Origin of the sequence: Burkholderia sp. Bp9015 (assembly GCF_003853505.1) — a bacterium.
In the GTDB taxonomy this organism is placed as follows: Bacteria; Pseudomonadota; Gammaproteobacteria; order Burkholderiales; family Burkholderiaceae; genus Burkholderia.
In genome coordinates, this window is sequence record NZ_QTPZ01000017.1 from 76,745 (window position 1) to 99,981 (window position 23,237).

At 69.8% G+C, this 23,237-nt stretch carries 19 protein-coding genes; 10 read left to right on the forward strand and 9 right to left on the reverse strand.

Annotation, left to right across the window (positions count from 1 at the left end; translation table 11 throughout):
* Nucleotides 1-39 precede the first annotated feature (39 nt).
* Nucleotides 40-1,056 (reverse strand): ABC transporter substrate-binding protein, encoded by a 1,017-nt coding sequence (locus tag DIE12_RS19495; protein WP_044845401.1) that lies wholly within the window; start codon nt 1,054-1,056, stop codon nt 40-42.
* Nucleotides 1,057-1,292: 236 nt separating this feature from the next.
* Here DIE12_RS19495 and DIE12_RS19500 point away from each other — a divergent pair, with 236 nt between their 5' ends.
* Nucleotides 1,293-1,958 (forward strand): response regulator transcription factor, encoded by a 666-nt coding sequence (locus DIE12_RS19500; RefSeq protein ID WP_124520382.1) that lies wholly within the window; start codon nt 1,293-1,295, stop codon nt 1,956-1,958.
* Entirely contained in the window at nt 1,945-3,366 is a 1,422-nt protein-coding gene (locus DIE12_RS19505; protein WP_124520383.1) for a sensor histidine kinase, read from the forward strand. The genes DIE12_RS19500 and DIE12_RS19505 overlap by 14 nt, the downstream gene beginning before the upstream one ends.
* Nucleotides 3,367-3,396: 30 nt before the next feature.
* Here DIE12_RS19505 and DIE12_RS19510 read toward each other — a convergent pair whose 3' ends face one another.
* From DIE12_RS19510 to DIE12_RS19525, 4 genes are read right to left on the reverse strand one after another with little or no spacing between them, the layout of a single operon-like run.
* Nucleotides 3,397-4,161, reverse strand: a complete 765-nt coding sequence (locus tag DIE12_RS19510; protein ID WP_044845379.1) for an ABC transporter ATP-binding protein — start codon at nt 4,159-4,161, stop codon at nt 3,397-3,399.
* Entirely contained in the window at nt 4,158-5,015 is an 858-nt protein-coding gene (locus DIE12_RS19515; protein WP_124520384.1) for an ABC transporter ATP-binding protein, read from the reverse strand. Before DIE12_RS19515 ends, DIE12_RS19510 begins: the two co-directional genes overlap by 4 nt.
* A gap of 11 nt (nt 5,016-5,026) precedes the next feature.
* Nucleotides 5,027-6,838, reverse strand: a complete 1,812-nt coding sequence (locus tag DIE12_RS19520; RefSeq protein ID WP_124520416.1) for an ABC transporter permease — start codon at nt 6,836-6,838, stop codon at nt 5,027-5,029.
* Nucleotides 6,839-6,878: 40 nt separating this feature from the next.
* Nucleotides 6,879-8,072, reverse strand: a complete 1,194-nt coding sequence (locus DIE12_RS19525; RefSeq protein ID WP_044845382.1) for an ABC transporter substrate-binding protein — start codon at nt 8,070-8,072, stop codon at nt 6,879-6,881.
* Nucleotides 8,073-8,427: 355 nt separating this feature from the next.
* On the opposite strand from DIE12_RS19525, the gene DIE12_RS19535 reads away from it, so the two are divergent.
* From DIE12_RS19535 to DIE12_RS19550, 4 genes are read left to right on the forward strand one after another with little or no spacing between them, the layout of a single operon-like run.
* Nucleotides 8,428-9,450 carry a LysR family transcriptional regulator gene (locus DIE12_RS19535; RefSeq protein ID WP_124520385.1) on the forward strand — a complete coding sequence of 341 codons (1,023 nt, stop codon included), beginning with the start codon at nt 8,428-8,430 and terminating at the stop codon, nt 9,448-9,450.
* The gene (locus DIE12_RS19540) at nt 9,447-10,934 is read left to right on the forward strand and encodes an NAD(P)-binding domain-containing protein (protein ID WP_260429028.1); all 1,488 of its coding nucleotides are present in this window, start codon (nt 9,447-9,449) and stop codon (nt 10,932-10,934) included. The genes DIE12_RS19535 and DIE12_RS19540 overlap by 4 nt, the downstream gene beginning before the upstream one ends.
* 46 nt (nt 10,935-10,980) lie before the next feature.
* On the forward strand, nt 10,981-11,511 hold the full coding sequence (locus DIE12_RS19545) for a CMD domain-containing protein (RefSeq protein WP_124520386.1): 531 nt from the start codon (nt 10,981-10,983) through the stop codon (nt 11,509-11,511).
* On the forward strand, nt 11,508-12,101 hold the full coding sequence (locus tag DIE12_RS19550) for a peroxidase-related enzyme (protein WP_124520387.1): 594 nt from the start codon (nt 11,508-11,510) through the stop codon (nt 12,099-12,101). Before DIE12_RS19545 ends, DIE12_RS19550 begins: the two co-directional genes overlap by 4 nt.
* 54 nt (nt 12,102-12,155) lie before the next feature.
* Here the strand turns inward: DIE12_RS19550 and DIE12_RS19555 are convergent, their stop codons facing one another.
* Nucleotides 12,156-12,587, reverse strand: coding sequence for an Lrp/AsnC family transcriptional regulator (locus tag DIE12_RS19555; RefSeq protein ID WP_044845386.1), 432 nt, complete (start codon nt 12,585-12,587; stop codon nt 12,156-12,158).
* A 297-nt stretch (nt 12,588-12,884) separates the two neighbouring features.
* Between DIE12_RS19555 and DIE12_RS19560 the strand changes: the two genes are divergently transcribed.
* Both DIE12_RS19560 and ctlX read left to right on the forward strand, forming a co-directional pair.
* On the forward strand, nt 12,885-13,964 hold the full coding sequence (locus DIE12_RS19560; RefSeq protein WP_124520388.1) for an ornithine cyclodeaminase: 1,080 nt from the start codon (nt 12,885-12,887) through the stop codon (nt 13,962-13,964).
* Nucleotides 13,965-14,022: 58 nt separating this feature from the next.
* Nucleotides 14,023-15,000 (forward strand): citrulline utilization hydrolase CtlX, encoded by a 978-nt coding sequence (gene ctlX, locus DIE12_RS19565; RefSeq protein WP_124520389.1) that lies wholly within the window; start codon nt 14,023-14,025, stop codon nt 14,998-15,000.
* 277 nt (nt 15,001-15,277) lie between these two features.
* Here the strand turns inward: ctlX and DIE12_RS19570 are convergent, their stop codons facing one another.
* The 3 genes from DIE12_RS19570 to DIE12_RS19580 are packed head-to-tail and all read right to left on the reverse strand — an operon-like array spanning nt 15,278 to nt 20,471.
* Entirely contained in the window at nt 15,278-18,052 is a 2,775-nt protein-coding gene (locus tag DIE12_RS19570; RefSeq protein WP_124551323.1) for an Hsp70 family protein, read from the reverse strand.
* Nucleotides 18,053-18,057: 5 nt separating this feature from the next.
* Entirely contained in the window at nt 18,058-19,899 is a 1,842-nt protein-coding gene (locus DIE12_RS19575) for an Hsp70 family protein (protein WP_124487694.1), read from the reverse strand.
* The gene (locus DIE12_RS19580; RefSeq protein WP_124487695.1) at nt 19,896-20,471 is read right to left on the reverse strand and encodes a DUF2760 domain-containing protein; all 576 of its coding nucleotides are present in this window, start codon (nt 20,469-20,471) and stop codon (nt 19,896-19,898) included. The genes DIE12_RS19575 and DIE12_RS19580 overlap by 4 nt, the downstream gene beginning before the upstream one ends.
* Before the next feature lie 436 nt (nt 20,472-20,907).
* On the opposite strand from DIE12_RS19580, the gene DIE12_RS19585 reads away from it, so the two are divergent.
* Both DIE12_RS19585 and DIE12_RS19590 read left to right on the forward strand, forming a co-directional pair.
* Nucleotides 20,908-21,834 (forward strand): LysR family transcriptional regulator, encoded by a 927-nt coding sequence (locus DIE12_RS19585; RefSeq protein ID WP_124520391.1) that lies wholly within the window; start codon nt 20,908-20,910, stop codon nt 21,832-21,834.
* A 113-nt stretch (nt 21,835-21,947) separates the two neighbouring features.
* Nucleotides 21,948-23,081: a DSD1 family PLP-dependent enzyme gene (locus DIE12_RS19590; RefSeq protein WP_124520392.1), complete on the forward strand. Its 1,134-nt coding sequence runs from the start codon at nt 21,948-21,950 to the stop codon at nt 23,079-23,081.
* The last annotated feature ends 156 nt before the right edge of the window (nt 23,082-23,237 follow it).

Sequence of the window (23,237 nt, forward strand, 5' to 3'; positions counted from 1 at the left end):
TCGATGAAATCGGGATCCGGGAACGGATGGCCGCCGTCGTCAGCCGGTCCGGTAGTCGTCGAGCATCGGCGCGAACATCTCGTGCCACGCGCGCGGCTTCGCCTTGATCGTGCCGGCGAGATACAGGAATTCGACGTAGTCCATCAGCTGGTTCGGCCGCACCGAGAAACGCGTGTCAGGCGCGGCGAGCATCTGCATCACATCGTCGTGCGACACGGCGACGCCCGACGACGCCGCATACAGCGCGGCCGCCGCGCGCGGGTCCTGCGCGATCAGGCGGTTCGCTTCGTCGAGCGCACCGAGAAACGCCGCAGCCAGCGCGGGCTCCGTATCGACGAGCCGCTTCGGCGCGAACACGACGTCGAGCGTCAGCGGGCCGAGCACGTCGACCGAATTCACGACACGATGAATGCCCGGCTGCCGCAATTCGAGGGTCGAGAACGGCGGCGACGTGAAGTGCGCGGTGACGCCGTTCTCGCGGCGGATCAGCGCCTGCATCGCCTGCGGATGCGGCAGGTTCACGGTGATCGAGTCGAGCTGCGCGAAATGCCGCGCGCCGAGCTGCCGGCTCGCGACCATCTGCAGCACGACCGCCGACAGCGACGTGCGGATGCCCGGCACCGCGATCCGGTCGGACGGCGTGAAGTCGCGCAGCGACGTCAGGCCCGGACGGTTTGCATTGAGCGACAGCGAGGTCGTGGACAATCCGCTGATGCCGATCACCTCGACGTTCGGAATCCCGCGCGCCCGCGCCCACAGCTCGATGAAGCCCGGCGCGCCGGCACCCGCGAAATCGAGCGTGCCGGCCATCATCGCGTCGTTGACGGAATTGCCGCCGTCGAGCAGCACCCAGTCGACCGCGACGTCGCGCAGGCCGTGCCGCGCCGCATGCCGCTCGAACAGGCGCTGCTTCTCCATCACGAGCAGCGGCAGGTACAACACGCCATAGCCTTTCGAGATCCGCACCGTGCGTGGCTTCGCGCGCACCAGCGACGGTGCGGCAAGCATGCCGAGGCCGGCGGCGAGCAACGCGCGGCGGCGCGGCGACGTCTTCATGCGCATGCCTCCATGCGGCGCGCGACCAGCGGCAACGCGGCAGCCGGCGTCAGGCTACGCCGTGCATCCGGCCGCGCCTTCGTCGTGCCCGTGACATGCTGCATGTTGCCGTCTCCTCTGGTATTAATGCCGTCGTCGCTTGCTCCGGCTGAACACAGGTTATCGAGCGAGTCTGAGAAAATACTGACATCCCGCCCCCGGGAAAACCCCTAACCCCTCACCCTGCAAACGGCACCATGCGCATTCTCGTCGTGGAGGACGATGCCGAAATCGGCGCGGCGATCCGCAACCGCCTCGCGCGGCTCGGCCATGCCGTCGATCTCGAAACCGACGGCTCGACCGCGAACGGCCTGCTGCGCGTCGAGCGCTTCGACCTCGTCGTGCTCGATGCGAACCTGCCCGGCCTCGACGGCTTCGCGGTGCTGCGCAACCTGCGCGCGTCGGGCAGCACGACGCCGGTGCTGCTCGTCACCGCGCGCTCGGCGATCGACGACCGCGTGAGCGGCCTCGGCCTCGGCGCCGACGACTATCTCGTGAAGCCGTTCGACTACCGCGAGCTCGATGCGCGCGTGCAGGCGCTGCTGCGCCGCAACAGCGGCCATGCGAACGACGTGCTGACGCTCGGCGGCCTCGTGATCGATCGCAGCAGCCGGCTTGCCGAACTCGACGGCCAGCCGCTGTCGCTGTCGCGCCAGGAATTCGCGCTGCTGGAGATCCTCGCGAGCCGTCCCCAGCGGATCTTCTCGAAGGACGAACTGCTGAACCAGCTGTTCAGCTTCGGCAACGAGCCGACCGCGAACGCGGTCGAGCAATACGTGACGCGCGTGCGCAGGAAGCTGCAGGGCAGCTCGGTCGAGATCCGCACCGCGCGCGGGATGGGGTATCAGATTGCCGCGCACTGACTGGTTCCCGAAGACGCTGTTCGGGCGCACGCTGCTGTTCATCGCGCTCGTCGTCGCGACCGGTGCGCTCGCGCTGGCCGCGATCGCGCGCTACTACGCGGGCGTCGCGGCCGAGCGCGCGTACGACCAGCTGCTCGCCGGCGCGTCGATCCAGGTCGCGGAGAACCTGTATGTGCAAGGCGGCGTACTCGCGCTGAACCCGCCCGTCGCCGCACTGTCGACGCAGTCGCGCTACGACCTCGTCTACTACAAGGTGGTCGATTCGCGCGGCGTCGTCGTGGCCGGCTACAACGATCTCGCGAGCCCCGCGACGCTCGCGGCCGCGAAACAGGGCCCGTCGTTCGCAAACGCCGTCTACCAGGGTCACCGGATCCGCACCGCGACCATCGCGCGCTACATGCCGGAGGAAAGCACGCCGGGCTGGGCGCTCGTGACGGTTGCGCAGACAACCAATGCGCGGCAACAGCTGACGAACGACATGAGCATCAAGGTGTGGACGCTGATCCTGCTGATGAGCGTGCTCGCGATCGGCGCGAGCGGCCTCGCGATCCGGCGCGGGCTGCGCCCGCTCGCGCAGATCGGCGCGATCATCGCCGCGCGCGACCCGGCCGACCTGCGGCCGGTGGCCGTCGACACGCCGAGCGAGATCGACGCGATCATCGGGTCGATCAACGGGCTGATGCGGCGGCTCGCCGAGCGGATCAACGCGATGCAGCGTTTCATCGCCGACGCCGCGCACCAGATGCGCACGCCGCTCGCGCGGCTCGACGCGCAGATCGAACTGCTCGACGGCGAAGCCGATCCCGCGCGTCATGCGGCGCGGCTCGATGCGTTGCGCGCGACCTGCTCGGATGTCGGACGTCTCACCGGGCAGTTGCTCAATCATGCGATGGTGATTCATCGCACCGAGGTCGTGCCGCTGCAGCCCGTCGATCTCGTCGCGCTCGCGAAGGACGTGCTCGGCCGCACGATTCCGCTCGCGGACGCGCGCGACGTGGCCGTCGCGTTCGCGAGCGACGCGCCGCATGCGTGGATCGACGGCGATGCAATCAGTCTGCAGGAGGCATTGTCGAACGTGCTGCACAACGCGCTGCTGCACGGGCATGCGGACGATATCGTCGTGTCGGTCGCCACCGCGGGCAACGCGGATCGGTCGGTGACGCTGACCGTCACCGACAACGGGCGCGGCATTCCGCGCGAGCATTGGGACGCGGCATTGCAGCCGTTCGTGCGGATCGCGCCCGACGGCAGCGAACGCCGCACCGGGTCGGGGCTCGGGCTCGCGATCGTGCAGGAAGTGATGAAGGCGCACGGCGGGCGCGTCGGGTTCGCGTTTCCCGATGCGGGCGGGTTCGCGGTGGTGCTGACGTTTCCGCGGCCGGCGACGGCGCACGCCGGTCACGCATGAATCGGCGGGATGCGGCGCCCCGTCCGTCGACTACGCCGCGACCGCCTCCCCGCCGAGATACGCATCGCGCACGCGTTCGTCGTCGAGCAGCGTTTTCGCGGGCCCTTCGAGCACGACGCGCCCCGTCTGCAGCACGTATCCGTAATGCGCGATCTCCAGCGCGAGGCTCGCGTTCTGCTCGACCATGAACACCGTCACGCCCTGCCGGTTGATCGTGTCGATCAGTTCCAGCACCTTGTCGACGTAGAGCGGCGACAACCCCATCGTCGGCTCGTCCATGCAGATCAGCTTCGGCCGCGCCATCAGCGCGCGCGCCATCGCGAGCATCTGCTGCTCGCCGCCCGACAGCGTGCCCGCGCGCTGCGCGAGCCGCTCGCGCACGCGCGGAAACAGTTCGAGCACGCGCGCGTAGTCGTCGGCCACCGCCGTACGATCGCCGCGCGTATAGGCGCCCATCAGCAGGTTCTCGCGCACACTCATGTCGCCGAACAGCCGCCGCGCCTCGGGCACGGCCGCGATCCCGCGCCGCACGCGCTGCGGCGTCGCGAGCGCGGTCACGTCGTCGCCGTCGAAACGCACGACGCCGCGACGCGGCCGCATCAGCCCGAGAATCAGCTTCATCGTCGTGGACTTGCCGCTCGCGTTGCCGCCGAGCAGGCTGACGATCTGCCCGCGGCCGACTTCGACGTTCACGTCGAAATGCACCTGCACCGGGCCGTAGAACGTGTCGAGGTGTTCGAGTTTCAGCAGCGCGTCGGTCATGGTCGTGTCGGGTCCGGAAGAAGGTGCGCTCATGCGGCCGCCTGCACGGTGCGCTCGGCGGCCGTGCCGCCTGCATGACGGCGGCCGAGATAAGCCTCGATCACGCGCGGATCGTGCCGCACGTCGCGTGGCGCGCCTTCGGCGATCTTCACGCCGTTGTCGAGCACCATCACGCGGTCGGACACGCGCATCACGAGCTCGAGCTTGTGCTCGATCAGCAGGATCGTCAGGCCGCGCGTCTTCAGCGACTGGATCAGTTGCAGCATCTCGGCGGTCTCGGTCTCGTTCATCCCGGCGGTCGGCTCGTCGAGCAGCAGCAGGCGCGGATGCAGCGCGAGCGCGCGGCCGATCTCCACGCGCCGCCGGTTCGCATACGACAGGCTGTGCGCCGGATGATCGATGCGCGGCGTGAGCCGCTCGCCGAACCCGGCGATGATGTCGCGCGCCTCGTCGCGCAGCGCCGCTTCCTCGCGCCGCACCGACGCGGGCCGCACGAGCGCGCGCCACACCTCGGCCGCCGCGCCGAGCGCCGGCCAGCCCGGTCGCGCCGCGCGCAACCGCGCGTGCGCGCCGATCAGCACGTTGTCGAGCACGCTCAGGTTGCCGAACACGCGGCCGTGCTGGAACGTGCGCGCGATGCCGAGCGCCGCGAGCCGTTCCGGCGGCGTGCCGGTGACGTCGCGGCCGTCGAACGTCACGCTGCCGGCATCGGGGCGGTCCGCGCCCGCGATCAGGTTGAACAGCGTCGACTTGCCCGCGCCGTTCGGGCCGATCACGCTCAGCAGCTCGCCGTCGGCGAGCGTCAGGCTTGCCGCGTCGAGCGCGGTCACGCCGTCGAAGCGGCGCGTCAAACCCCGTACGTCGAGCAAGGGTCGAGTGGTGGTCATCGCATTCCTCCTCACACCGTGCCGAGCAGGCCCTGCGGCCGGAACCGGACGAGCAGCAGCAGCACGAGGCCGTAGATCAGCATCCGGTAGTCGGCCGCCCAGCGGAACAGCTCGGGCAGCCCGATCAGCGCGATCGCGCCGACGACGCCGCCGAGCACGTTGCCGAGCCCGCCGAGGATCACCATCGTCAGCGCGAGGATCGACACCTGCGAATCGAAGGTCTGGTGATTGATGTAGCTGTACAGGTGCGCGGCGATGCCGCCGCTCACGCCGGCCGCGACGCCGCCGACCGCGAACGCGATCGCCTTGTAGCGGTTCGGCGCGATGCCGTGCGCGCGCGCGGCGACGTCGTCCTCGCGCACCGCGCGCAGCGTGCGGCCGAGATGCGAGCGCAGCAGCCGCACCTGCACGAGCGCGAACGCGACGAGCACCGCGAGCGTGAACCAGTACGCGGCGCGCGCGGTCGTCGCCCACGGCAGCGGCGCGATGCCGGTGATGCCGAGCGGGCCGCGCGTGAGGCCGTCCCAGTTCAGGATCACGAGGCTCACCACTTCGCCGATCCCGAGTGTCGCGATCGATACGTAGTGCCCGCGCAGCCGGAACGCCGGATAGACGAGCAGCGTGCCGAGCACGGCGGTGATCGCGCCCGCGCACGGAATCGTCACGGCCGGCGACCAGCCGAGATCCGACGACAGCAGCGCCGACGCATACGCGCCGATCACGAGCAGCGCGGCGTGGCCGAGGGAGATCTGCCCGACCGTGCCCGCGACGAGCGTGAGGCTCAGCGCGAGCAGCCCGTACAGCCACGCGTTGGTCAGCGTCTGCAGCACATAAGGTGATGCACCGAGCCACGGCAGCACGGCCGCCGCCACGATCAGCACGACGAGCACCGGGCGCGGCACGCGCACGGCTTTCGCGGCCGCGAGGAAGGTGCCCGTCATCGGCTCCGGCGGCAGCGCGCGCTTCCCGCTGAACAGGCCGTTCGGCCGCCACACGAGGAACACGATCAGCAGCCCGAACGCGAACAGGTCGCGATAGCTGGTGCCGAACAGCGCGACGCCGTAGCTTTCGACGAGGCCGAGCAGCAGGCTGCCGGCGATCGCGCCGGGCACGTTGCCGAGCCCGCCGATCAGCAGCGCGACCACGCCCTTCAGCGTCGCCTGGAAGCCCATCGCCGGATCGATGCTGTTGTAGTACATGCCGACCAGCAGCCCGCTGACACCGCCGAGCGCGCACGCGATCGCGAACACCGTCTGGTTCACGCGATCGACGTCGACGCCCATCTGCAGCGCCGCGTCGCGATCCTGCGCGGTCGCGCGCACGGCCCAGCCGAGCCGCGTGAAGCGCAGGAAGCCGTACAGCAGCGCGGCCGCCGCGAGGCCGATGCCGGCGATCAGCAGGTCGAGCGCACCGAGCGTCGCGCCGGCGATGCGCAGGTGCCAGTCGGGCAGCGGCGTCGGCACCGCACGCGGGTCCGCGCCGAACGCGAGTTGCGCGAGCTGGTCGAGGATGAAGCTGATGCCGATCGTCGCGAGCAGCGGCGCGATGCGCGCGGCGTGGCGCAACGGCCGCAGCCCGACCCGCTCGATCGCGATGCCGAGCGCGCCGCAGCCGACGACGACCGCCGCGAGCGCGGCCGGCAGCGGCAAGCCGAAGCGCGTCAGGCACAGCCAGCCGATGAAGGCGCCGACCATGTAGACCGAGCCGTGCGCGAAGTTGATCAGGTGCGACACGCCGAAGATCAGCGCGAGCCCCACCGCGAGCAGCGCGTAGATGTTGCCGACGATGAGGCCGTTGAGCGTGTAGTCGAGCCAGGAAGCCATCACGATGCGTCCGTCATTTGCATGCGGTTCCGGGTCGGAGTCAGCGCGCCGCGAGCTGCGGCTTCGCGCCGTCCCACAGCGCCCACTGCCCCTGCTTCACGACGAGATACACGGTGCGTGCGCCCGCGACGCGGCGCGTCTGCGGATCGAAACGCACCTTGCCGAAGATCACGCTCGGCACGTCGCTCACTTTCTCGAAGCCGTCGTGCGCGGCCTGGCGCGTCACGCCGTAGCGGCGCAGCACTTCGGCCGACAGGATCAGCGCATCGTATGCACGCGCGACGAACGAATCGGGATCGGCATGAAATTTCGCGCGATAGCGCTGCACGAACGCCTGCACCTCCGGTCGCGGTTCGGCCGGGAAGAAGTTCGATTCCGTATAGACGCCCTCGACGGCCGTGCCGCCGAGTTCGAGGAACTTCGGCGAATACACGGAGCCGACCGCCGCGATCGGCAGCGTGAGCCCCGATGTGCGCGCCTGCCGCACGATCTGCGCGCCGTCCGCGTAGTAGGAAATCAGCACGATGGAATCGGGCTTCGACGCACCGATCCGCACGAGCGTCGAGCGGAAATCCTTCTCCGCCGGCTGGTAGCCTTCGGCCGCGACGACCTGCGCGCCGAGCCCCGTCACCGCCTTCGCGAAGATGTCCTTGCTGGTGCGGCCCCAGTCGGTGTTCAGGTACAGCACCGCGATCCGCTTGAAGCCGAGCTCCTTCACCGCGTAGCGCGCGAGCAGCGGCTGCTCCTCGGCCTGGCTCAGCGCGGTGCTCCACAGGTAGTCGCCGCCCTTCGTGAAATCCGGATGGGAGTTCGTGAAGCCGAACTGGATCAGTTGCCCGCGCTGGTAGATCGGCGACGCGGCCATCGACGTCGCGCTGGAAAAGTCGCCGAGCTCGATCACGATGCGCGGGTCCGCGACGAATTTCTGCGCGATCGCCACCGCCTGGCGCGGATCGCTGCGGCTGTCCTGGAAGTCGACCGCGAGCGGCCGGCCGTGGATGCCGCCGCCGCCGTTGATCTCGTCGAGCGCGAGATCGAAGCCACGCTTCCATTGTTCGCCGTATTGCGCGTCCTGCCCGGTGAGCGGCCCGCTCACGCCGATCACCACCGGCTCGCCGGACACGCCCGCCGCGAGCGCGCCGCCCGTCGACAAGCCCCATGCGGCAGCCAGTGCCGCCACCGTGCCCAGCACGCGCCGCCATGCGCCGCGTGCGTCGTTCCCCGAAACGTTCATGCGTCCCCCCAGCTTCAGTCAGTCGAAAAGAGTGAGGGCATGTAACCATCCGGTTCAGGGCGTTCCAACGAAGTTTTGCGCATATCGATATCGTGCGCGGCGCGAAGCGCAACATCACTGCCACGGTCTCCTGCACGGCGCGTCCCGCGCGACGCATCGGCATGCGCTGCAGCGCATTGATTCGATTGACGTTTGCCGTCGTGCAGCGCTGCCGGCCGACGCGCGTGCATGCACGGCTCGTCGTCCCGGCGCGCGTGCCCTTCGCATGTTTGGCACTGTCGATAGCAAAAATCATTATATGAATCGTGCATGCTCGCACTCCTACAATGCGCAAATCGCATCATCGGAACGCGTCATGGAGTTGCATCAACTCGAAGCCTTTTCCGCGGTCATGTCGGCCGGCAGCGTGACCGGCGCGGGCGAACTGCTCGGCCGCTCGCAGCCGGCCGTCACGCGACAAATCCAGGAGCTCGAAGCCGATCTCGGCTATGCGCTGTTCGACCGGCACGGCCCGCGCGTCACGCCGACGCGCCGTGCATTCCTGCTCTACGAGGAAGTCGAACGCTCGCTCGTCGGCCTGCGCGCGATCGAAGCGCGGGCGCGCGCACTCGGCGACGAAACCGCCGAACCCGTGCGCATCGCGGCCACGCCTTCACTCGCGGCCACGCTCGTGCCGGCCGCGCTCGCCGCACTGCCCGACGGCGCGCACGCGCCGCACTACCAGTTGCGCAGCGAGTCGGCCGAACACGTCGTGCACGAAGTGCTCGCCGGCACGGCCGATATCGGCGTCGTCACGCTGCCGATGGCGCATGCGGGGCTCGACGTGCACTGGATCGCGCAAACGCCCTGCGTCGCCGTGCTGCCGGCCGACGATCCGCTCGCGGGCAAGCCGCGCATCGCGCTGCGCGATCTCGCGGGCCGCCGCATCGTGACGGTCGCGAACCGGCACCGGCTGCGCCAGCGGATCGATGCGGCATTCGCGGCCGCACGCGTCGACGCGCACGTGTTCATCGAAACCAATGCATCGCTGAACGCGGTGATGGCCACGCGCGCAGGCGTCGGGATCGGCATCGTCGACCCGGCGACCGGCGTGGCACTGCCGGTGGACGGCGTCGTCGCACGACCGCTCGATGTCGACATCCCGTTCGCGTTCGGTGTCGCGACGCCCGCCGGCAAGACGCGCACGGCCGCCGTCGAGGCGCTGCTCGACGCGCTGCAGAACACGACGCGCGCGCTGCTCGACGACGTGACCTTTCACGATGCATCCGTGCACGACGCGCTGCTGCGAGGCGACCGGTTGCGCATCGATCGCCCGCCTCGCGTGACACGCGCCACACGAACCGCACGCACACGCGGTACCCGCCCGGAGGCCGCATGACGGCGACGCCCGACACACCCGACACACCCGACACACCTGACACACCTGACACACCTGACACACCTGACACGCTCGACGCACTCGAAGCCCGCCTCGCCCAGGACCTGCGCTGGCTCGACCTGCCCGCGCCGTCGTGGGTGCCGCCGCGCGACGTCGACGGCACGCGCGTGCTCGACGTCGCGATCGTCGGCGGCGGAATGGCGGGGCTCGCGGCCTCCGCCGAACTGCGCCTGCTCGGCATCGACAACCAGTGCGTGATCGACCGCGCACCGGCCGGCTACGAAGGCCCGTGGATCACGTTCGCGCGGATGGAGACGCTGCGCTCGCCGAAGCAGCTCACCGGCCCCGCGCTCGGCCTGCCCGCGCTGACGTTCCGCGCGTGGTTCGAAGCACGATACGGCCGCGACGCGTGGGATGCGCTCTACAAGATTCCGCGCACGCAATGGATGGAATACCTGCGCTGGTATCGCCGTGTGCTCGACCTGCCGGTGCGCAACGACACCGCGCTCGTGGCACTGCGTCCGCGCGACGACGGCCTGCTCGCGCTCGACCTGCGCGCGAACGGCCACGCGCAGACCGTGCTCGCGCGACACGTCGTGCTGGCGACCGGCCGCGACGGGCTCGGCGGCCCGTACGTGCCGCCCGTCGCGCAACGCGCGCCGCGCTCGCGTTGGGCCCATTCGTCCGAGCCGATCGATTTCGCTTCGCTCGCCGGCAAGCGCGTCGGCGTGGTCGGCGCGGGCGCGTCCGCGTTCGACAATGCGGGCACCGCGCTCGAAGCGGGCGCCGCGCGCGTCGACCTGTTCTTCCGTCGCGCGGACATTCCGCGCATCAACAAGCTGACGGGCATCGGCAGCCCGGGCCTCGTGCACGGTTATGCCGATCTCGACGATGCGACGAAGTGGCGCTTCATGCACTACGCGCTGACGTCGCAGACACCGCCGCCGCGCGACAGCGTGCTGCGCGTGTCGCGGCATGCTCACGCACACTTCCATGCAGCCAGCCCGATCGAAACGCTGGTCGAACACGCGGACGGCCTCGACGTCGTCACGCCGCGCGGCCGCTACACGGTCGACTTCCTGATCTTCGCGACGGGCTTTCATTCCGACTGGACGACACGCGCGGAATTCGCGTCGTTCGGGCCGCATGTGCGGCGCTGGAAAGATCGCTATCAACCGGAACCGGGCACATGGCTCGACGAGCTCGCCGAGTCGCCCGATCTCGGCCCCGCGTTCGCGTTCCAGGAACGCGAGCGCGGCGCCTGCCCGGCCGTCACGCGCATCCATTGCTTCAACCATGCGGCGAGCCTGAGCCACGGCAAGCTGTCGGGCGACATCCCCGCGATCAGCGCGGGCGCCGGGCGGCTCGCACGCGGCATCGCGAGCCGGCTGTTCGACGCCGATCGCGACCGCCACTACGACGCGCTCGTCGCGTTCGCGACCGCGGAGCTGCAGGGCGACGAATGGCGCGACGCCGATGCATGAGCGCCGCCGCGATCCACGATACTCACGACGACTGGAATCCATCACGATGACCGAACCCATCCCGCCGGCCGCCGCGCCGGATACGATCGACGCCGTCGCCGGCCTGCGCGAAGGCGATGCCGTGGCCACGCTGCGTCGCGCACGCGACAAGGTGCTGCTCCATACGCGGCTCAGCGAAGCCGCGCTGTTCGACACCGCGCTGCCCGATCTTTCGTTAATCGAACGATTGCATGCGGCGCGGTACGTCGCGCAGCGCTCGAATGCGCACGCGCTGGCCGCGGTCTACCGAACACGACTGATCGATGCAGGCGGCACGCCGGACGACATCGCCCGCGCGGATGCCGATGCATTCGACGCACTGCCCACGCGCCTCGGCGCGCTCCTCGCGCATGCGCGGCGCCTGACGCGCTCGCCCGCCGACGCACGCCCGTCCGATCTCGACGCACTGAAGTCGGCCGGGTTCACGACACCCGCGATCGTCGCGATGTCGCAGCTCGTCGCCTTCGTCTCGTATCAGCTGCGTGTCGCGGCAGCGGCGCAAGCGTTGCAGGCGCGTGCCGCCCGGGAGGCCGCATGACGATGGCCACGCACGGTTTCACGTCCGCCACGCTCGGCTGGCGTGCATGGCTCGACACGGTGCCGCTCGAGCGCGCCACGGCCGACCAGCTCGCGGTGCTCGAAGCGAGCCATCCGCAAGCGAAAACGTCGGACTACTACCTGCTGCTCGTCCACCTGCCCGACATCCTGCGGCAGCGTTCCGGCGTGTTCAACGCGATCATGTATGGTCCGGGCGGACTGTCGCGCGCGGAACGCGAGCTGGCAAGCACGGCCGTGTCGCGCGTGAACGGCTGCGTGTATTGCGCATCGGTGCACGCACAACGCTTCGCGCAGCTCGCGAAACGCACCGATGCGATCGACCAGGTGTTCGACGATCCGTCGACAGCCGGCACGACCGCGCGCGAACGCGCGATCATCCGCTATGCGGTCGCGCTGACCGAACGGCCCGACACGGTGGACGAACGCGACATCGCCGCGCTCGAAGCCGAAGGGCTCACCCACGAAGAAATTCTCGACCTGTCGCACGCCGTCGCGATCTTCGCGTGGGCGAACCGGCTGATGCTGACGCTGGGCGAACCGGTGTTTCCCGAATCCGCAGCGGGCGACTGACACGCCGCCGCGCCGGCGCAGGCGAGCACGCCGGCCGACGCGCGCCGCCGCGCGTCACGCCTTGTGCGTCGACAACAGAATGCTCGTCTCCGTATTCGCGATCCCGTCGATCAACCGGATCGCGCCGAGCACGCGATCGAAATGCTCGAGCGAATCGGCGTGCAGCTCGGCGACCAGATCCCAGCGCCCGTTGGTACTGTGGATCGACGCGACGTTCGGATGCCCGCGCAGCACCTTCACCACTTCCGCGCCGCGATTGCCCTGCACCGCGATCGACATCAGCGCGCGGATCCGGTGCCGCTCGGCGGCCGGCTTGAGCCGCACCGTATAGCCGACGATCACGCCGTTCTTCTCCAGCCGCGTCAGCCGGTTCTGCACGGTCGCGCGCGCGACGCGCAACGCCTTCGCAAGGGCGACGACGGGCATCCGCGCGTTGTCGCGCAGCAGCGCGATGAGCTGCCGGTCGACGTCGTCGAGCGTAATCATGAACGGACCTTCCTGTTGAACGTGACACAGCCGCCAGCGTGCCGGACGGCACGCATTTCGACCAGCATGATTTGAACAAACTGCCATATCCGGCCAGCAATCTGCCAAGTCTATCGAGAAATCTGCCATTTTTGCCGTCTTTTTGTTGGCTCGACTCACGGAAATAATGACTCCATCGACCGGCCGCATGGGCCGCAACGCCGCTTTTGATGGAGCCGGGGCCCGGGCCGACACGCCCGCCCCGGTCGACCAGAACGCCTGGACACGCGTCCGGGGCAACAAAATGGAGACAGACCTATGACCCGCTTCCTCGACGTTCCCGCCACCGCCCGACTGATCGCCCAGACCGGCGTCACGCCGTTCCTGCGCGCGCTCGTCGACACGCTGCGCGCCGATTACCTGCACTGGGCCGACTTCGACAAGTCGCCGCGCGTCGCCTGCCACTCGCGCGACGGCGTGATCGAGCTGATGCCCGTCGCGAACGCGTCGCTGTTCGCGTTCAAGTACGTGAACGGCCACCCCGTCAACGCCGCGCGCGGGATGCACACCGTGATGGCGTTCGGCGCGCTCGCCGAAGTCGACACCGGCTACCCGCTGCTGCTCGCCGAACTCACGCTGACCACCGCGTTGCGCACCGCCGCGACGTCGGTGCTGGCCGCGCAGGCGCTCGCCCGCCCCGACGCGCGCACGATGGCGCTGATCGGCAACGGCGCGCAGAGCGAATTCCAGGCGATCGCGTTCCACACGCTGCTCGGCATCGACGAGATCCGCGTGTTCGACGTCGATCCGCTCGCGACCGACAAGCTCGTGAAGAACCTCGCCGCTTACCCTGAATTGCGCGTCGTGCGCGCCGCGTCGACCGCCGACGCCGTGCGTGGCGCCGACATCGTGACGACCGTCACCGCCGACAAGGCGTATGCGACCATCGTCACGGCCGATATGATCGAGCCCGGCATGCACCTGAACGCGGTCGGCGGCGATTGCCCGGGCAAGACCGAGCTCGACGCGGGCGTGCTGCAGGCGGGCCGCGTGTTCGTCGAATTCGAGCCGCAGTCGCGCATCGAGGGCGAGATCCAGCAGATGCCGGCCGACTTCCCGGTGACCGAACTGTGGCGCGTGCTGCAGGGCGAGACGCCCGGCCGCGAGCGCGCAGATGAAGTCACGGTGTTCGACTCGGTCGGCTTCGCGCTCGAGGACTACTCGGCGCTGCGCTACCTGTATGCGCTCGCGCAGCAGCACAACGCGGGCGTCGAGATCGCGCTGATTCCGCCGGCCGTCGATCCGAAAAACCTGTTCGCGCTGATCGACGATCCGGCCGCGATCGCGCAGGGTCATGCGGCGTTCGTGACCGAAGCCGTCGCCGCGTTCGCACGCTGATCGTCATCCCGGGCGGCCGGCGCGCCGCCCGATTCTCCGCCTGTCTCTTCAAACGTTCATGAATCTCGTATCGATCCAGGCGCCGGCCGCCGTCGTGATGATCCGGCCGCACCGCTTCCTGCCGAATCCGCAGACCGCGGCCGACAACGCGTTCCAGCGCACGGCCGTCGGCGGCGCGCACGACACGCTGTCGGTGTCGGCCGCCGCGCGCGACGAAGTCACGGCCGCCGCGCGCACACTCGCCGATGCAGGCGTGCGCGTGCACGTGTTCGACGATCACGGCGAGCGCGACACGCCCGACTCCGTGTTCCCGAACAACTGGTTCTCGACTCATCCGGGCGGGCATATCGCGCTGTTTCCGATGCATAGCCCGAACCGCCGCCGCGAGCGGCGCGCGGACATCGTCGAGATGCTGAAAGAGGAATACCGCGTGCAGGACGTGATCGACTACTCGGGGCTCGAATACGACGACGTGTTCCTGGAAGGCACCGGCGCGATGGTGCTCGACCACGTCGCACGCATCGCGTACACCGCGCGTTCGCGCCGCGCCGATCCGGTCGCGCTCGAACGCTTCTGCACGCACTTCAACTTCGAGCCGATCTGCTTCGATACGGCCGATGCGAACGGCAACCCGATCTATCACACGAACGTGATGATGAGCGTCGCCACCGAGTTCGCGATGATCGGCCTCGACCTGATCGCCGACCGCCGGCGCCGCGACGAAATCGCGCAACGCCTGACCGAAACGGGCCGCACCGTGATCGCGCTCGATCATGCGCAGATCGCGAATTTCGCGGGCAATACGCTTGAGTTGTCGGGCAAGGACGGGCGCGTGCTCGCGCTGTCGCGGCGCGCGTTCGACTGCCTCACCGGCGGCCAGCGCGCGACGATCGAACGCTCCGCGCGGCTGCTGCCGCTCGACGTGTCGACGATCGAACTGGCCGGTGGCTCGGTGCGCTGCATGCTCGCGGGCATTCATCTCGCGCGGCGGGCCGCAGCACATGACGTGAAGGAAATGGAATCGGCGGCGCGGTAACGCGAACCGGTGCCGCACGCCTGAGCGGACATCCTGCGGCGGATAGCCCGAAAGCGCCGCAGGACGACGCTTCGGCCTGAGCGGACATCCTGCGCGGATAGCCCGATGGCGCAGCCGGACGATGCTTCGGCCTGAGCGGACATCCTGCGCGAATAGCCCGATGGCGCCGCCGGGCGATGCTTCGACCTGAGCGGACATCCTGCGCGAATAGCCCGATGGCGTCGCCGGACGATGCTTCGATCTGCGAATCAGATCGAAGCATCGTCCCGCCCGTTCATCACCCCGCCAGCAGCTTCAACCCGGCCGGCAACGTTTCGCCGAACACACGTGCGGTGTCGGCTTCATCGAACGCAATCGCCTCGCGCACCATGTCGATCCACGCGGCCGACACATTCGCGGAAGACAGGCGCTTGATCACCGCCTCACGCGTTTCATCCGGCAAATCGCGTTCGCGGTCACCTGTCATCCGCGCGATCTGCGCGACCGCGAACGCCGCGGGTTCGACCTGCTTCCAGTCCAGCGCGAACAGCGCATCGAGCCAGCGGTTCGCGACGTCGGCCGGCACCACGCTGTGCGCGCTGCCGTAGAACGGCCGGCGCGCACCGATGCGCCCGAGCGCCCACGCGCACAGCGTGCGCTCGGCCGGCTTCTGCAATTGCACGATCAACCGCTCGGCCAGTTCCACCTTGCGCTCGACCGGCAGTCGTTCGAGCGACGCGGACAGGCGCGTCATGTCGGCCGGGCCGACCTTGGCCGGGTCGAACGGCAGCTTGCGGCGCTTGTCGTCGGACGGTTCGAGGAACGCGATCGCATCGCGCACCTGCGTCTGCGCGTCGTCGTCGAGGCCGCCGGCCACGCGCCGCCACAACGTCCACCACTCGGACCACACCTGCGCGTCGTTCACGTACTGGATCCCGTCGTCGAACAGCGGCCACAGCTGCTCGATGCGCCACGCATCGAGCGGATGGCCGAAGCCCGGGCGCAGGCAATAGCCGGCGAGGTTCAGCCACGCGCGTTCGTGATCGGCCGAGCGCCGCCGGCGACGCGCGCGCGCAAGCAACGCGTCGAACAGCTCGCGCGCGAGCGCGACGTCCCACTCGTCGCGCGGGCCGAGCACCTGTTCAAGTTGCGCGCGCAACCGTCGCGTGTCCTTCGGCGTGACATCCGCGGCCTTGCTGCCGAACGAGCGGTCGATCAGCTCGATCGCGTGATCGACGCGCGGATGGCGCGCGAACGTGGCATCGTCGCCTTGCGCGGGCGCATCGCCGCGCAACTGGAATTCGAGCCGCCAGCGGCGCGCTGCATCGTCGGTCGCGATGCAATGCATTTCGAGCGTGCCGACCTCGGTCAGCGACGCGGTGAGTTTCACCGGCGTTTCGCGCGCATCGCTACCGGCCTTCGCGTCGACGACCGTCGCGATCGGCGGCAGCCGCACGAAGTCGCCGCCGTCCAGCTCGACCAGATCGCCCGGCTGGTACGCGGTGTCGGCGACCGTCGACACGAGGTGGAAACGCACCGGCTGCCCGAGCTGCAGCGCGAACGTGCGTTCCTCGAGCCGGATCTCGCGGCCCTCCTCGGCACCGCGCGGCAGCAGGCAGACACCGCGCGCCGCCGTGGCGCCCTCGCCATCGTCGAGCACGAGGAAATAACTGCGCGCGGAACCGCCGCCGATGCGCGGCGCATGCCCCGCCCGCGCCAGGCCATAAGCCACCGCGCCGCGCGCGACCGCCACGTCCGGATGCGCGTTGTGCAGCACGTCGAGCGGCGCGCCGCGCCACGCGCCGAGCGTCTGCGCGAGACGGCCGGCCAGCGCACCCGCGCGGAACACGCCGCCGTTGAGCAGCAGCGTGTCGGGCAGCGGGCCTTCCGCATGACGATTCAGGAACGCGGCGACGTGGCGCGTGACGGCCGGGTCGCTCGCATACGGCAAGCCGAATTCGACGATCGCGGCCCGCGCGCGGCGCGGCAGCTCGCCGGCCTCGACCTGCGGAAAGAAGCCGTCGACGACGATCTGCTCGACTTCCTGACGCGTCAGCTCGGCCGAGCGGGCGCCGCCGACGAGCTTGCTGCCCGCGCCGAGCAGCGTCACGGTGACGGAGGCCGGCGCGTCGTCGCCGAGCAGCCGCTCCTTCGCCGCGCGGCAGCGCTCGACGAGCTGCGACAGGCTCGCGGCCGACAGCCGCGTGCCGGGCTCGGTCAGCCGCGTCTCGACCAGGCGCGCGAGCGCGAGGTCCATGTTGTCGCCGCCGAGCATCAGGTGATTGCCGACGCCGACGCGCGTGAAGGCCGGTTCGCCATCGTCTCCCGGCGCGACGTCGACCAGCGTGAGGTCGGTCGTGCCGCCGCCGACATCGCAGATCAGCACGCGGCGCGGTGCGGCGAAGGTGTCGCGCAACGTCGCGCGCTGGCCGTACAGCCAGTCGTAGAACGCGGCCTGCGGTTCTTCCAGCAAGCGCAGCGCCGGCAGTTTCGCGCGTTTGGCCGCCTCGACCGTCAACGCGCGGGCGCCGTCGTCGAACGACGCCGGCACCGTCAGAATGACGTCCTGCTTCGCGAGCGGCGCATCGGGAAAACGCGCATCCCACGCGGCCCGCACGTGCGCGAGATAGCTCGCGCTCGCGTCGACCGGCGACACCTTGTCGACGCCGTCGGCCGCGCCCCACGGCAGGATCGCCGCGAGCCGGTCGACCGATGCGTGCGACAGCCAGCTCTTCGCGCTGGTGACGAGCCGCCCCGGCACTTGCGCGCCGAGCGTGCGCGCATAGCGGCCGATCACGGCCGGCGGTGCACCGGCCGCATTCGCGTTGGCCTTCGGATCAGCCTTCGCACCCGCCTTCGAATCGGCCGCCCACGGCAGGCGCAGCGCGTCCGGCGGCAGCTCACCCGCCGCCGGGTGATAACGCACCGACGGCAGCAGCGGCTGCGCCGCCACCGCGCCGGGGCCGACCAGCTGCTCGACGTCGAACACGCGGATCGCGTCGGAGCCGGCCTCGACGTATGCGACGACCGTGTTGCTCGTGCCGAGGTCGATGCCGACCGTATAGCGCTTCATCGCGCTCAGGCGGCGCCGCGCACGTCGAACTCGACCTTCCAGCGCTCGTTCGTGCCGCTCGGGATCGCCTCGAGTTCGAGCGTGCCGGCTTCGGTCACGCGCGCATGCAGCTTCACCGGCACGACCTCGCCGACCGTGCGCCCTTCGGCGGGCAGCGTGGCCTGGATTTCCTCGAGTTCCTGCAGCTCTTCAGGCGACCAGTAGTCGAGCAGCGTGCCGACCTGGTCCTGGCGACGCACCGACGACCCGAAGAAGCGGAACTGCACCGGCTCGCCGACGACGAGGCCGAACTCCTGCGGCGGCAACGCCGCATCCGAGCCTTCCTCCATCCCGAACGGTGCGACGCAGAGCGCCTGCACCGGCGGCTCCAGCCCCGGCACCGCGGGCATCGCCGACTCGATCGCGACGTAATACGCACGCGCCGTGCCGCCGCGAATGCGCACGCCACGGCCGCGCTTCACGTAGCCGTAATACGCCGCGCCGCGCGCGACCGCCAGATCGAGGTCCGCGCCTTCGAGCAGGCGCGCGGCCGGCGCGCCTTCGGCGGCGAGCCAGCTATTGAGCGTATCGAGCACGCGCTGCGTGAGCAGCGGCGACTTGAACACGCCGCCGTTGAACAGCACCGCGGTCGGATGCAGGAACGTCGCACCTTGCGGCAGCGTGCGCTGCACGCCTTCGAGCGCGTCGAGCGCCGCGACCTGGCGGCCGAGGAACGCTGCGAGGTGGCGCGTGATGCCCGCGTCCTGCGCATACGGCAGGCCGAGCTGCGTCAGGCCGACGCGCGCGCGGCTCACCGGGCGCGCGGCCGCGTCGACTTGCGGGAAGAAACCTTCGAGAATCGTCTGCGTGAGTTCCGCGCGCGTCAGTTCCGTGCGGATCGAGCCGCCGATCAGCTTCGAGCCGCGGCTCGGCACGACGAGCGGCACCGCGTCGGTCGTCGGGTCGGACAGCAGCGTTTCCTTCGCCGAGCGGCACGCGTAGGTCAGCGCGCGCAATTGCCACGGGTCCGCCTGCGTGCCCTGCTGCGCGAGCTTGCGCGCGACCACGTGCGCGAGCGCGAGGTCCATGTTGTCGCCGCCGAGCAGGATGTGCTCGCCGACCGCCACGCGATGCAGTTCGAGATTGCCGTCGCGCTCGACCACCGCGATCAGCGACAGGTCGGTGGTGCCGCCGCCGACGTCCACGCAGAGGATCAGGTCGCCGACCTGCACCTGCTTGCGCCAGCCGCCTTCGCTCTTCTGGATCCAGCTGTAGAGCGCCGCCTGCGGCTCTTCCAGCAGCGTCATGCGCGAATAGCCGGCGGCACGCGCGGCTTCCGCCGTCAGCTCGCGCGCGGCCGGGTCGAACGACGCGGGGATCGTGACCGTCACGTCCTGGTCGGCGAACGGCGCGTCGGGATGCGCGTGGTCCCACGCTTCGCGCAGGTGCGTCAGGTAGCGGATCGAGCTTTCCAGCGGCGACACGCGCGCCACTTCGGGCGGCGCATCGCTCGGCAGGATCGCCGCGCGGCGATCGACGCCCGGGTGGCACAGCCAGCTCTTCGCGCTCGACACGAGGCGAATCGGCGTGCCGGCGCCACGCGTGCGCGCCATCTCGCCGACCGCGAAGCCGCGCGAGGCCGTCCACGGCAGCGTCAGGTCGCCCTGCGTCAGCTCGCTTTCATGCGGAAGATAGAGGAACGACGGCAGCAGGTCGCGCGACTCCAGCGCGCCGGGCGCGGTCAGCTGCGCGATCGGCAGCACCTGCTGCGTGATCGTTTCGCCGTCGCTCGCGGCGCTGTCGACGTACGACAGCGCGCAGTGGGTCGTACCGAGGTCGATACCGATCGAATAGCGCGGATCGTTCACAGTTCCACCTCCGCCGGTGCGACCACCGAGGCGTCGTGGCTGCCGGTCAGCTTCGGCAGGCGCACGTCGGCAACGCGCCAGCCGCGGTGGCTGACCGTGCCCGTGAACGGCGCGGCGCCGACCACGTTGCCCGTCACGCGCACGGCCGTCGCGTCGAAGCCGGCCGGCAGCGTCACGCGGCTGCCTTCGGCTTCGTCGCGCACCGGCACGATCGTGAAATGCTCGCGCAGCGCGGCGCGGCAGCCGTCGTGCACGAGGCGTGCGGCGGCGCCGATGTCGGCGTCCGCGTAGCCCGCGATGTCTTCCTCGACGAAGTCGATGAAGCGCGCATCGCGCTGCAGCAGGCCGAGCAGTTGCAGCGCGGCCTGCGGGCTCGCTTCGCGCAGCTCGGGGGCCGGCGCCTTCACGGGCGCGGGCGCCGGGGCTGCCGCGGGGGCCGGCGCAACCGGTGCCGGGGCGCCGTCGCGCACGCGCAGCACGCCGGCCGCGAACTCGCGGTTGCCGATCACGGAGAAGAACGTGCCGACGGCCAGCGACAGCCGGCCGAAGAAGGACAGGTTGGATTCGGGCATGGGGTCTGGACTCCTGTGGGCTCGCGACACGGCGAGCAGCTTGCCTGGGCGCCCGGCGGCGGCGTGCGAATGCGCACTGCCGCCGCCCGGCGCGTGATTCGGGCGCGCCCTCTCGGGTGCGGAAAACCCGTATTTTGCCCTGTGGCGGGCGAACCGGGCAGAAGTTGGGGGACAGAACACAACGGCGCGCGGGTTTTGGGCGGCGCCGGATTGCATCGGACTGCCGGCTATCGGGGGTCGGCCGGGTGTCGGCCGCGATGTTGCGGCGCGTCAGCGCGGCTTGCGGCGGCGTACCGCCTTCACCCCAAAATCGCGCGAATTCGGGCGCGCGACGTGAAACGCATGCCCCCGCATGGGGACCGCGGCGGCGTAGTGCTACATGCTTCATGCAATGTGATGTTTAATGCCCGGCAACGCCAGCATTAAAGGACACGCAATGCTCGACCTCGACGACCTTCGCCTCGTGCGCGCGATCGGCGCGTCGCGTTCATTGGCATCCGCCGCGCGCCTGCTCGACCTCACCCCGCCCGCGGTCACGATCCGCCTGCAGCGGATGGAGGCGCGGCTGGACGCCCGGCTCGCCGTGCGGCAGCCGAAAGGGATCGAGTTGACCGACGAAGGTCAGCGGCTTTATCGGGAAGCCGTGGAGATTCTCGAGCGCGTGGACGCGCTGCCGGGCAACATCGCGGGCGATCACGGCGACGTGCAGGGCACGCTGCGCGTCGTCGCGCCGTTCGGCTTCGGACGCAAGTACGTCGCGCGGATCGTGCGCGACGTGCAACGCGCGCATCCGAAGCTCGAAATCTCGCTGCACCTGTCGGAGAGTCCGCTGACCAGCGCGTCGGGGGCCGACGTGGTCATCCATGTCGGCAGCCTGAAGTCGTCGTCGTGGATCGGCTATCCGCTCGCGCCCAACGAGCGCTTCCTGTGCGCGAGCCCCGGTTACGCGCGGCGCATCAAGCAACTGGACCATCCGTCCGACCTCGCGCACTACGACTGCCTGTGCCTGCGCGAGAACGACGAGGACGTGCCGCGCTGGCGCTTCTCGCAAGCCGGCGACGGCAAGGGCGAATCCAGACGATCGGCGGTGATTCGCGTCACGGGCGCGCTGTCGTCGAACGACGGCACCGTCATCACCGACTGGGCGCTTGCCGGACTCGGCATCGTCGAGCGCTCCGAGTGGGACGTCGCGCCGCTGCTGGCGAACGGCAAGCTGGTCAGGCTGCTGCCCGACTGGCATTTGCCGCCCGCGCCCGTGACCGCGCTGCTGCCGTCACGCACGGGCCGCTCCGCGCGGCAGCGGGTTTTCCTCGAAGCCGCGACGCAATTCCTCGCTCCGCCGCCGTGGCGCGGCAAGGCATGAGCGCGGTCCCGGGATTAAATGCTGCTTAATGCTCGATTTGGCATGCGTTAAACACGCTGCGCGCCAAACGCCCTACTGTGTTCGCTGTCGGCAATCCACCGAGGCAACGCATCATGGGCATTCCCCTCCTTCTCAACACCCCCGCCGCATTGATCGACGTCGGCCGCATGCGTGACAACATCGCGCGCATGCAGGCGCGTCTGGACGCGCTCGGCGTCAGGTTCCGGCCGCACGTGAAGACGACCAAGTGCCAGCACGTCGTCGACGCGCAGGTTGCGGCCGGCGCGCAAGGCATCACGGTATCGACGCTGAAGGAAGCCGAGCAGTTCTTCGCGGGCGGCGTGCGCGACATCGTCTACGCGGTCGGCATGATTCCCGCGAAGCTCGGCCAGGCGCTCGCGTTGCGCCGGCAGGGCTGCGACCTGAAGATCGTCGCCGACAGCCTGCAGGCCGCGAATGCGATCGCAGCGTTCGGGCGCGAGCACGGCGAGCGCTTCGAAGTCTGGATCGAGGTCGATGTCGACGGCCATCGCTCGGGGATCGCCCCCGACGACGACCTGCTGATCGACGTCGGCCGCGCGCTGGTCGACGGCGGCATGACGCTCGGCGGCGTGCTCGCGCACGCCGGCTCCAGCTACGAATACGACACCCGCGACGCGCTGGTCGCGATCGCCGAACAGGAGCGCAGCCGGACCGTGCACGCCGCGGAGCGCCTCAGGGCCGCCGGGCTGCCCTGCCCGGTCGTCAGCATCGGTTCGACGCCGACCGCGCTGTCCGCGGAGCGTCTCGACGGCGTGACCGAAGTCCGCGCGGGCGTGTACGTGCTGTTCGACCTCGTGATGCACAACGTCGGCGTGTGCGCGCTGTCCGACATCGCGCTGTCGGTGCTGACCACCGTCATCGGGCACCAGGAAGAAAAAGGCTGGGCCATCGTCGACGCGGGCTGGATGGCGATGAGCCGCGATCGCGGCACGCAGCGGCAGGCGCGGGATTTCGGCTACGGGCAGGTGTGTAGCGAAGACGGTGACGTGCTCGGCGAGTACGTGATGAGCGCGGCCAATCAGGAGCACGGCATCGTGTCCCGCATCGGGACGCCGGACACGGATATCGCGAAGCGGTTTCCGATCGGGACCCGTTTGCGGATTCTGCCGAACCACGCGTGCGCGACCGGCGCGCAACATCCGGAATACCAGGCGCTGGGCGACGACGGCATCGTGCAGAGCTGGCCGCGCTTCTATGGGTGGTAAGCAGAGGCGGCGCGGTGGCGTTCGCCGGTGCGGCGAACTGATACGCCGACGTCCGGCGACGCAACCGGCCGCCGCGCGCGACCGACTGACCGCCCTCCCAACATTGACTATTTGTCCAATTTTATACAAACTATAAAACCGCGATTCACATTGCAT

What these genes read in the sequence shown, in the direction of transcription:
- DIE12_RS19495 (WP_044845401.1), bottom strand. Translation starts at nt 1,056, where the DNA reads ATGAAGACGTCGCCGCGCCGCCGCGCGTTGCTCGCCGCCGGCCTCGGC.
- DIE12_RS19500 (WP_124520382.1), top strand. Translation starts at nt 1,293, where the DNA reads ATGCGCATTCTCGTCGTGGAGGACGATGCCGAAATCGGCGCGGCGATC.
- ctlX (WP_124520389.1), top strand. Translation starts at nt 14,023, where the DNA reads ATGAATCTCGTATCGATCCAGGCGCCGGCCGCCGTCGTGATGATCCGG.
- DIE12_RS19585 (WP_124520391.1), top strand. Translation starts at nt 20,908, where the DNA reads ATGCTCGACCTCGACGACCTTCGCCTCGTGCGCGCGATCGGCGCGTCG.
- DIE12_RS19515 (WP_124520384.1), bottom strand. Translation starts at nt 5,015, where the DNA reads ATGACCACCACTCGACCCTTGCTCGACGTACGGGGTTTGACGCGCCGC.
- DIE12_RS19570 (WP_124551323.1), bottom strand. Translation starts at nt 18,052, where the DNA reads ATGAAGCGCTATACGGTCGGCATCGACCTCGGCACGAGCAACACGGTC.
- DIE12_RS19535 (WP_124520385.1), top strand. Translation starts at nt 8,428, where the DNA reads ATGGAGTTGCATCAACTCGAAGCCTTTTCCGCGGTCATGTCGGCCGGC.
- DIE12_RS19525 (WP_044845382.1), bottom strand. Translation starts at nt 8,072, where the DNA reads ATGAACGTTTCGGGGAACGACGCACGCGGCGCATGGCGGCGCGTGCTG.
- DIE12_RS19520 (WP_124520416.1), bottom strand. Translation starts at nt 6,838, where the DNA reads ATGGCTTCCTGGCTCGACTACACGCTCAACGGCCTCATCGTCGGCAAC.
- DIE12_RS19540 (WP_260429028.1), top strand. Translation starts at nt 9,447, where the DNA reads ATGACGGCGACGCCCGACACACCCGACACACCCGACACACCTGACACA.
- DIE12_RS19560 (WP_124520388.1), top strand. Translation starts at nt 12,885, where the DNA reads ATGACCCGCTTCCTCGACGTTCCCGCCACCGCCCGACTGATCGCCCAG.
- DIE12_RS19580 (WP_124487695.1), bottom strand. Translation starts at nt 20,471, where the DNA reads ATGCCCGAATCCAACCTGTCCTTCTTCGGCCGGCTGTCGCTGGCCGTC.
- DIE12_RS19555 (WP_044845386.1), bottom strand. Translation starts at nt 12,587, where the DNA reads ATGATTACGCTCGACGACGTCGACCGGCAGCTCATCGCGCTGCTGCGC.
- DIE12_RS19550 (WP_124520387.1), top strand. Translation starts at nt 11,508, where the DNA reads ATGACGATGGCCACGCACGGTTTCACGTCCGCCACGCTCGGCTGGCGT.
- DIE12_RS19510 (WP_044845379.1), bottom strand. Translation starts at nt 4,161, where the DNA reads ATGAGCGCACCTTCTTCCGGACCCGACACGACCATGACCGACGCGCTG.
- DIE12_RS19545 (WP_124520386.1), top strand. Translation starts at nt 10,981, where the DNA reads ATGACCGAACCCATCCCGCCGGCCGCCGCGCCGGATACGATCGACGCC.
- DIE12_RS19590 (WP_124520392.1), top strand. Translation starts at nt 21,948, where the DNA reads ATGGGCATTCCCCTCCTTCTCAACACCCCCGCCGCATTGATCGACGTC.